Annotated in this window: 5 protein-coding genes; 4 read left to right on the forward strand and 1 reads right to left on the reverse strand. The window is 39.5% G+C overall.

Translation table 11 applies throughout. The features are described from left to right. Nucleotides 1-846 (reverse strand): IS256 family transposase (locus tag E2L07_RS19405; protein ID WP_134230407.1); only part of this gene is annotated, 846 nt, incomplete at its 3' end. A gap of 283 nt (nucleotides 847-1129) precedes the next feature. On the opposite strand from E2L07_RS19405, the gene E2L07_RS19410 reads away from it, so the two are divergent. From E2L07_RS19410 to E2L07_RS19425, 4 genes are read left to right on the forward strand one after another with little or no spacing between them, the layout of a single operon-like run. Beyond that, a complete protein-coding gene (locus E2L07_RS19410; protein WP_134230408.1) occupies nucleotides 1130-2152 on the forward strand; it encodes a Wadjet anti-phage system protein JetD domain-containing protein in 1023 nt (340 codons plus the stop codon). Then, a complete protein-coding gene (locus E2L07_RS19415; protein WP_134230409.1) occupies nucleotides 2134-3648 on the forward strand; it encodes a replicative DNA helicase in 1515 nt (504 codons plus the stop codon). The genes E2L07_RS19410 and E2L07_RS19415 overlap by 19 nt, the downstream gene beginning before the upstream one ends. Further along, nucleotides 3635-4375 (forward strand): DUF6063 family protein, encoded by a 741-nt coding sequence (locus E2L07_RS19420; RefSeq protein WP_134230410.1) that lies wholly within the window; start codon nucleotides 3635-3637, stop codon nucleotides 4373-4375. The genes E2L07_RS19415 and E2L07_RS19420 overlap by 14 nt, the downstream gene beginning before the upstream one ends. After that, nucleotides 4362-8777, forward strand: a complete 4416-nt coding sequence (locus E2L07_RS19425; RefSeq protein WP_134230411.1) for a coiled-coil domain-containing protein — start codon at nucleotides 4362-4364, stop codon at nucleotides 8775-8777. Before E2L07_RS19420 ends, E2L07_RS19425 begins: the two co-directional genes overlap by 14 nt. Nucleotides 8778-9265 lie beyond the last annotated feature (488 nt).

The raw sequence follows: 9265 nt of genomic DNA on the forward strand, positions 1-9265 counted from the left end.
ATAGAATTGTTCTTCAGCCTGTGAGTGAGTGAAGGACCGGTAGATTGCCTTCAGATCTTCAGCGACTTCTTCTCGATCCTTCTTACGCACACGATTTAAGGTGTGTCGTACTTTGTGTACCACACAACGCTGGACATCTGCTTTCGGATAAAGGCTTTTAAAAGCTTCTTCTAAGCCAGGAAGTCCATCAAATACACCGAGTAAGACTTCCTTCAGCCCACGTTGATAGAGGTCTTGAAGCATCTCTTGCCAACCAAGAGCACTCTCTTGACCACCAATGTAGAAACCTAACAGTTCACGATATCCTTCTACAGTGACTCCAATGGCAAAGTAAATCACTTCGTTCGCCACGGTGTCACGGCGGAGTTTGATATACATGCCATCCAGATATAGCACAGAATAGCGTGGGTGTAATTCGCGTTGCTGCCACGCCTGGATATCTTCCATGGCCACTTCCGTGATATTACTGATGGTCGTGGCAGAGTAAGAAGAACCGAGAATGCGTTCAATGAACTTCCCTACTTCACGGGTACTCATGCCACTTTGATACATCTTGATAATGGTTTCCTCAAGCCATCCATCTCGACGTTGGTAAGGAGCAAAGAGCTGAGTTTGAAATTCACCTCGGCGATCTCGTGGTACTGATAATTCTTCGATTTTGCCGTATCTCGTGTCTAATGAACGTTTATAATATCCATTTTTGCTGTTTGGATGATTAGGTCTTTCAACTTTCAAGTAGTTATCCAGTTCTGCTTTCATGATGATTTCAAGTCTTTCTTGAATAAATGATTTTATGATTTCTTCCAGTTGATTTGTGAAGTCGGATTTGTTTATACTTGATGACATAGGTAGGGATTACTCCTCTCTTATGGAATCTCGACAATTCCGAGGATACCCTACCTATTTTTATGTTTTCAAGGGCTTACACAAAATATTTTACGTCATCGAGATGAGCCATGATGATGGTAAACTAGAATGGAATAAATGTAGCCCTTTAATTTGATATGATTTTATAATACTTAAACGGAAATTCCACGAAAGGTATCAGGTGAATTGATACGTAGTGGGAAGCTGTTTATAATAAATGATTAATAGAAAAATCCCGTAATTCATCAGAGGTGCACTTCACATGGAAGAGATCAAAAAACGATTAGCAACATATCCAAAAAGAACGATTACGTTAACTCAGCTTGAAGAGTTGATTAAACCATATATTCATACATACGAACAGTTTGCGGATACGATTTTACAATTGGAGTCAGAGGAAGTATTAGGGATGGTGAAAGCGAAAGGGCGAACGGCCAGAACGCCATCTCTTGCGTTGCAGTACCGCATTGATAAGAGCTTACTAGCAATGAACCATCACAAGGAGCTCCAACGTTTCCGTCAGCTTCTGCATCCGTCAATTAATATAGATGACTATTACGGTAAAGATCCTTTGATTTGGCAAAATGACCTAGCTGCTATTTTAAAAGTGGATGAATACATCAAGACATATTCCTTTCCATCAGAACAAGTGCCTGCACCTGAACGCAGCTTTGAAATAGTCGGGGATGAAAAGTGGCTGGTTGAAAAAGGCGGCAAGGAGCTTCTGGAGCGAATTGGTGTATTTGATAAGCTTAAGATTATTCCTGTTTCTGAACCTCTTATGTTTGCGATTAATCCTACGAATATTCAAAATGCTATTCAGCTTCATTTAATCGTTGAAAATAAGACAACCTATCAAGGGTTACTGCCTGCCCTCGTTGAAACAGAGTTTTCGACGCTTATTTATGGTAGTGGAAAATCGGTGATTAAAAGCATTGAGCAGTTTGCGATTCAATACCCGCTCAAGGCAGATCATCAGTTTTTTTATTTTGGTGATTTAGATCGAGAAGGTTTGATGATTTGGTATTCGTTAACGAAAAGGCAGCCTGTTCATGTCGCTTTGCCATTCTATCTAGCTTGTTTAGCAAAAGAGGCAGTCACAGGAAAGGATTATCAGCGAGAACACATCGAAGCTCTTGAGGCTTTTCTTCTTTTCTTTCTGCCAAAACAGCAGAATTTGATCAGAATGCTATTAGCGGAAGGTAAGTATTATCCTCAAGAAATATTAAAGACAAAGGAATTACAGATGATTTGGAGGGAAACTGATTGGAAGGCCTTGATGTAAATGAGTTAACACGTGGATATCGGGAGCGGATCAGACGGCTTGCTCTTTTTGAACCATTGCATGTATTAGAGAGAAAACGTGAAGAGGATTTAGAAGGTAAGAGCATTGATATGAAAGGATTCGGTCTGCTTACGTTATTATTTTTCTTTGAGCAAAAACTGATGAGGCAATCGAAAACGGGTGTGAAGCAGCTGGCAGCTTTTTTAGAAAGCGTATCAGAGCAGAAATATCTCCTGTCAGAAGAAAAATATGAAGTGCTGGCAAGGTCGATCATTCAAACCTTTCGTCCGACTGACGGAAAGAAGCGTCGTTATTCGTATTATGATTGGGAAGTGAACGAGGAGCAATCAATTGAATATTCAATCTTGAAAGCCAATAATTTCGATGTCAAAACGAATACACAATATTATACGTTAGATGAGGACGGGCTTGAGTTACTTTTTGCGACGAAGGAGTTTTATAGTGAGTTCCAGCTTTCGATTAATCAGCTGATCCTTAGAAAGCAGTTAGAAAAAGGGGAGTTTAAAGGGGCTCTTAGGCAAATTAATGAAATGCGCATTGATGTGGAGACGTTAGAGGAACGTATGATTAGGCTGAAGCATGAGATTCAGCGGAGCATTGTGTCGGAGGAAACATTCGAGCGGTATAAGCAGCTTCTTGAAGACATTTATGAGCGCCTTGCGCGTGAGGATGAAGAGTTCAAAGAGCTGCGCTTGTTTGTCAAAGAGACGAGAGAGCGCCTTTATTCAAAAGACGTTCATCAAAAGGAAAGACAAACTTATGGCTACATTCTAAAAATTAATCGTGAGCTAGAGGCGGTTCATTATGACCATTCGCGATTATTAGATCAAACGCTAACACTAAAAAACACGACGCTCATCACAGCGCAAGAGTCTCTTTATTATACGGGTATTCATTCTTTTAACTTTGATCAGGATATAGTTTCTCATATTGTCTCGGGGCCTTTACCGGTAGAAGCGATGAAAGGGATTCTTCATCCGTTTTTACAAGTTGAAGAGAATGAACGGTGGTCTCCTTTAGCTGTGTTGGCTGAGCAAAATATTACCGAAGAACGAGAGGGGAAAGTGGATCAAGGATTTATTGAGGTGGGCGAAGAACAATCTGATAATCCACACCGACAGTGGCTGACACAAAAGTATAAAGAGCTAATGGAACTTTTCCTACAAGCTTATGGCGAGCAGAAAGGTGGCACACTTTCAGCCTTTATGAATTTTCTTTGTGAAAATGATCAAGCTGCTGTGTATGAACAGCGTTATTTCTACGATTTTTGGTTGATTCTCCACCAACGATCGCCGATTATTCAAGGGGATGTCGATGAACAGGAAGGAAAGACGTTGCTTGGAGAGGCGTTAGCGCTTATTGGAGATCTCACTCTGATCATTAAAGAAGGAAAAGGGATCATTCAAAAAGTGGACCGCTATTCGATTCAAGAAATGATCATAGAAATGGAGGGAGCAGAGGATGAATTATCCTGAGAAAAAAGTCATTCTGGCTTTTCAGCTTTATACAAAACTAGCACGAGATGGGGTTTCAGACGTACAAGCGGTCCAACTCTATAAAGCGGATGATGATATTCGTGCTCTTCTTGATACGTTTAGCCATCAAGTTGATTGCGTGATCATTCTAACGAGTGAACAAATGTTTATGGTACCAAGAACGCGGCTCTCTCCTTTTCATGTCAGCAATGACTGGATTAAGCGACAATATTTGCGTTCTGGTGCGACAAATGGAGATATTTATCTGTTATATTTTTCGACGATTATTCTGTTTGGTAGCTTTTATGATACGTATCAAAGTCAAGAGCCGACGAGGCAATTTATTCGTTTAGATGAATGGGTTCATTTTATACAAGAGCGGATTGATCAATTAAAAGCTCATGATACGGAAGAACTGAAGGAATTAGAAAAGGAATTTTCATATAATTGGTCTTTAATCATCGAGAAATGGGAAGATATGAATGATATTAAGGAAACAGCTAAAAAACAAAGCGGCAACACCATTAGTCGTCTAAGCTTTATTGATACGGTGAAACGATTTTTGGTTGATCAAGAGGTAGTTCAAGAGATTGGCAATGATGAAATTACGTTAACAGAAAAAGCGAAAACGATTATTCAGCGCTTCTTTATGGAAGTGGAGTATAACAAAGGTATTTTTGAATTTATTTACGGGTTTGAAAGGGAGGAAGAGCATGCCGGCGATTAGTAAAATTCGGTTAACAAACGTTGTATATGAAGAAGGGAATAAACGATATAATGATGAGCTATTCTTGTTTGATGGACATAACGGAGCCATTTTACTAGAAAATGGTGGCGGAAAGACGGTTCTCATTCAAACAGCATTACAAGCAATCATTCCTCATACGAATTTAGCCGAGCGACAACTGAGAAACACGCTTCTTCTTGAAAATGCCCCTGCTCATATCGCGATCGAATGGATCATAAATGAAAAGCCAAGGCGATATGTCGTGACGGCTGTAACCCTTTTTATGACGAAGCATGGGCTTGATTCACTTCGATACGTCTATGAATATGAAGCAAATGACCCAAATGGCATTGATGAAATTCCTTTTGTTCGCGGAACTGAGACGAAACGAACGGCGGAACGAGGAGAAATGCAAGACTATTATAGCCAAATGCGTGAACGTTCCTTTTTGGCTCGTACCTTCCAGACGATTAAGGAATATCGTAGCTTTCTTGAAGAACAGTATCATATTATTGCCAATGAGTGGGAAAGTGTTGTCAAAATTAATAGCTCTGAAGGTGGAGTTGAGGCTTTTTTTGATGATTGTAAAAACACAAATCAGTTGTTTGATCGTCTGTTAATTCCAACGGTTGAACAATCGATTGCTGGTCATGATGAAAAAATGTTTGCGGATATGTTTGAAAAGCAGCATACAAGCTTTAAGCAGTATAAAAAGTTAAAAGAGACGATTGAAGAAAATAAACGGATTCAAGAGGAATTAGAAACATTTGTTCAGGCGTTTGAACAGCTTCATCAAAAGAAACTAGAATACAAAAAAACAAAGCAAAAGGCAAAAGGTACGTGGGAGGAAATCCAGCTGCAAAAGGAAAAGATAAAGGGCGAACAAACGGTTCTGTTTGAAAAGTTGGAGGAATGGAAGCAAAAAGATTACAAGCACGCCATTAAGTCTGCTTCTTATGAGATTGCCGTTGAAAAATCGACCCTAGACAGCTTAACGAAAGAGTATAATCAAGCTTTTGCGAAATATGCCCAGTTAGAAGAAGAGCTTAAACGTCATCATTTGGACTATTATTCGCTTAAACTAGCGGAGCTAAAGGCCGAGCAGAAGAACTTCAAAGATCAACTGAAGCATTTTGAAGAGGAAATGGACAAGCTGAACCAGACAGAAGAGCTTGAGGAGCTTGAAGAGCAGCTAGAACAGGCAAAACGCTCGTTGCTAGGCTTTTTTATCGGGAAAATCGAAAAGATTGAAAAAGAGATACGAGGTCTAACTTTTGAGATGAATCCGATTAAAGAACAGCTGCAACAATCGCAAGACACGTTAACTTCATTACAGGAAAAAGAAGCAGAACAGGAAAAGAAGCTTTCTAGTATCAAAAGTCTGCTTGATACGAGAACGAAGGATATGAACCAACTAGAGCAGCAGCTGTTAGCCAATCCAAAGCAACAGCGTGTCCAAGAAGAAATCGTCAACTGGAATAATCGTTATCAATTTTTAGATGATGAGATGATTCGATTGCAGCAAGAGGAAAAGCAAATTGAAATTGAAAAAAGTGAGGCGCAAAAGCGAAAAGATGCTTTTCAAGAAGAAAGAGTGAACCGCGAGCGCGAGCGTGATTCCATCGAATATCAGCTTGATACAATCAACAAAGAGCAGAAAAACTTGATTGCCATCCTTTCTGCTGTTCGTCCGCAATGGGCAGCTCTTGAAAATGTGTATGAAAATGAAAGCTCGATTGCTTCAAGACTAGTTGAAACAATTGAAAGATTTGAGAAAGAACGAAGCCATTTACTGTACTTGGAGCGAATCGCGCATCGGTTTGTCGATGATTATGACAAGCAAAATGTCTTCTTTGGTGATTCCTTTGTCGAGTCCCAGTTAAAGTCTTGGAAAAATCAGTTTGACTTATTACTGACAGGGGTTGAATATATCCAGTCATTAGATGCGGCTGATTACCTTGAGAAAAAAAGCTATCCTCTCTGGTCGTTAACACTGATAACAACAAATAAATCCAAGGCTATGTTGCAAGAAAAATTAAACGGTGTAGCGGACCGACTGCAATTTCCAATTCATGTCATGACGACAGAAGAAGCAGCTGTCGCTCATAAAGACGAAAGTCCACACACATGGATAGCACCTCTTCATTGGAGCAAGGGAATGGAAGCTGAATCGTTCCAACATTGGAAAGAAGATATCGCTAAAACAGCGAATGAAACAATCCTTTCACGGGAGCAAAAAGAAAAGGAAATGAAAAAATGGGAACATGCTCAAAAAGCCTTTGACGACTTTATGGCACAATTTTCATATGAAAAAATGACCAAGTTACAGGAAGAGCGCTCAACGATCATACGTCAAATAGAGCGGCTCTCTCTTAGTATCGTAAAAGAAGATGAGCAAATGGAAGACTTACGATCTAAGCTTACTCTTTTAAAAGATACTGTCAAAAAAGACCAGGATGAAATGAAAGGATTGGAGTGGAAGGTTGAACGAGGAAATCTCTACCTTCAATATAGCCGAGAAGTAGAAGAGGCGAAAAAGAAAGAGAAGCAGGTAAAGGAAGAGCTTGTGGAACTCGAAAAAGAAGTAGTTAACGTCAAACTCCAATATGATGCTTTATTTGAACAAAAGGCAGAGCTAGACAAAAGAATCGGCTCTTTAAATACGGAATTAAGCATCTTAAAACGTGATGAACAGTTTATTGCTGTTCAACCCCTTACGCCACTATTTTCAGGTGAGGGCAAGCAGATGATTCAAGAGAAAATTCGCAACCTAGAATTTAAAATTCGAGCCATTCAAGTCAGTTACGGAGAATGGAATGCGAAATTAGAAAACGCAAAGGCTGGTATAGAACGGACGAGTAAGGCAATGGATGAGTTGCGCACCGAACATGGACAGCTTGATGAGGATGTGCTTTTTCCAAGTGACGGGATGCAATTGTTGAAGGATCTTTGGGAGAAAATAGAAAAGACGGAGAACCAAGTTGACTCTCTCAATCAAGAGGTGAAGCAAAAATCATCTGCAAAGGAAAAGCAAGAAGGAAAGTGGGAAGCTAAGGTCGAGCAATTTAGAGAAAAGTATCCTGACGACTCAATCTTTGAATTTACCACGGCATTAGCGGAAGTAAAGGAAGAATTAAAGAGTGCAGCATTAACGTTAAAAGAAAGCAAAAGCTACCTTGAACAAGAGAAGAACAGAATGAGACAAGAGCTTGCAAGCATTGAGGGAGCTGAACGTGGCTTAGAACGTTTTATCGAAAAGCATCACTTTAATGCACCAGATATTGAGGCCATCTCGTTGAATTCAGAAGAAAGCAGAACGTTCACGTATCAACGTAAACCATTTGTTGACGCGATTATTCGTGAGCTCGAACAAGTGAAGGAAGCATTGCAAGGTGAGAATGAGAAAGTCGAGCGTGAAAAGCAGTCCTTTAGAGAATTTAGCCAAACGATTAGTGATATAAAGATGCGGCAGATGGCTGAAAATGGTATTGAATATAAACGAACGTACGAAGACTTAATCGATTTTAAGAAAAACATGCTTATAAGTGTTGAGAGAGCGACCAATTATGCAAATGAATATATTCGTCAAAAAGATACAGAGCTGCAAGCCTTTATTAATCAGATTCATGCTCACTTAAAAACGCTCGTTGAGGAATTAAAACAAATTCCTAAAAAGACGCGAGTGAAAGTAGAAAATGATTGGAAACAAATTTTTACGTTTGCGATTCCAGAATGGGAAGAGGAAGACGGAAAAAATCGGATTCGTGATTATATTGAATGGATTCTAGAGCAGCTAGAATCTGAGCGGTTCCTCAATGATCAAGGGATGCAAGATGATGGCAAAGTCAGAAAAGAAATTGATATGTGGCTGCAATCCAAGCAGTTACTCAGATGGGTTATGAAAAATGAAGAGATGAAAGTGAATTGCCGCAAAGTGACAAATGATAACAAAGTCACGACAAGGTCTTATTCGTGGGAACAAAGTAACGTATGGTCTGGTGGAGAAAAATGGAGTAAGAACATGACGCTCTTTTTGGGCATCCAAAATTATATTGCGGAGAAAAAGCAGCACATCCAACCAAACATGAAACGTCACAGAGCGGTAATTTTAGACAATCCGTTTGGAAAAGCTTCAAGTGATCACGTTTTAAGCCCGGTCTTTTTTGTCGCTGAACAACTAGGATTCCAAATTATTGCCCTAACCGCTCACGCAGAAGGAAAATTCCTGCAAGACTTTTTCCCAGTCATCTATAGCTGCCGCTTACGTGAATCAGTCGACTCTTCTAAAAAAGTGATGACAAAAGAAAAATGGCTGCACCATGCCTACTTCCAGGACCATGAACCTAAATCAATGGACAGACTCGGAGAAAGTGAGCAGATGGTGTTGTTTGAGTTTGAGTAGGGATAACATGGCTGTCCAATTGAAATATGTTGAAAAGAGGATCAATTGTCTTGTAGGCAGTTGATTCTTTTTGTCATGAGGAATGGAGTTACGATGGTTTTGGAGTAATGTAGTGAAGTAGTGAATGTTTTCATTTATTAAGAGTAATTATTATACCTTCCATAAAAGCATATGGTTCACTGACAGAAATGTATTAGGAAGGAATGTTTTGTTGCCATTCTTTTCATTATTGGAAAAATCTAATAAACTAGATAAGAATAATAGAAAACTAGTGTCCTACGATAGAAAGGAGGGAAAATGCAATGAATCAGTTTATAAATAACCTATTTATTACGGCACTTGTGACGTTTATTTTATTGTTTGAGATTCATCACCACTTTTAGTGATTTAAACAAAAAAGAAGAAAACACTCACAGATTCCTGGCAATAATGTTAGTGCTAACCAAACAAACCAGGAGGGTCTGAAAGTGTTTTCCGTATCACTAGAA

It is taken from the genome of Halalkalibacterium halodurans, from assembly GCF_004376175.1.
In the GTDB taxonomy this organism is placed as follows: Bacteria; Bacillota; Bacilli; order Bacillales; family Bacillaceae_D; genus Halalkalibacterium; species Halalkalibacterium halodurans.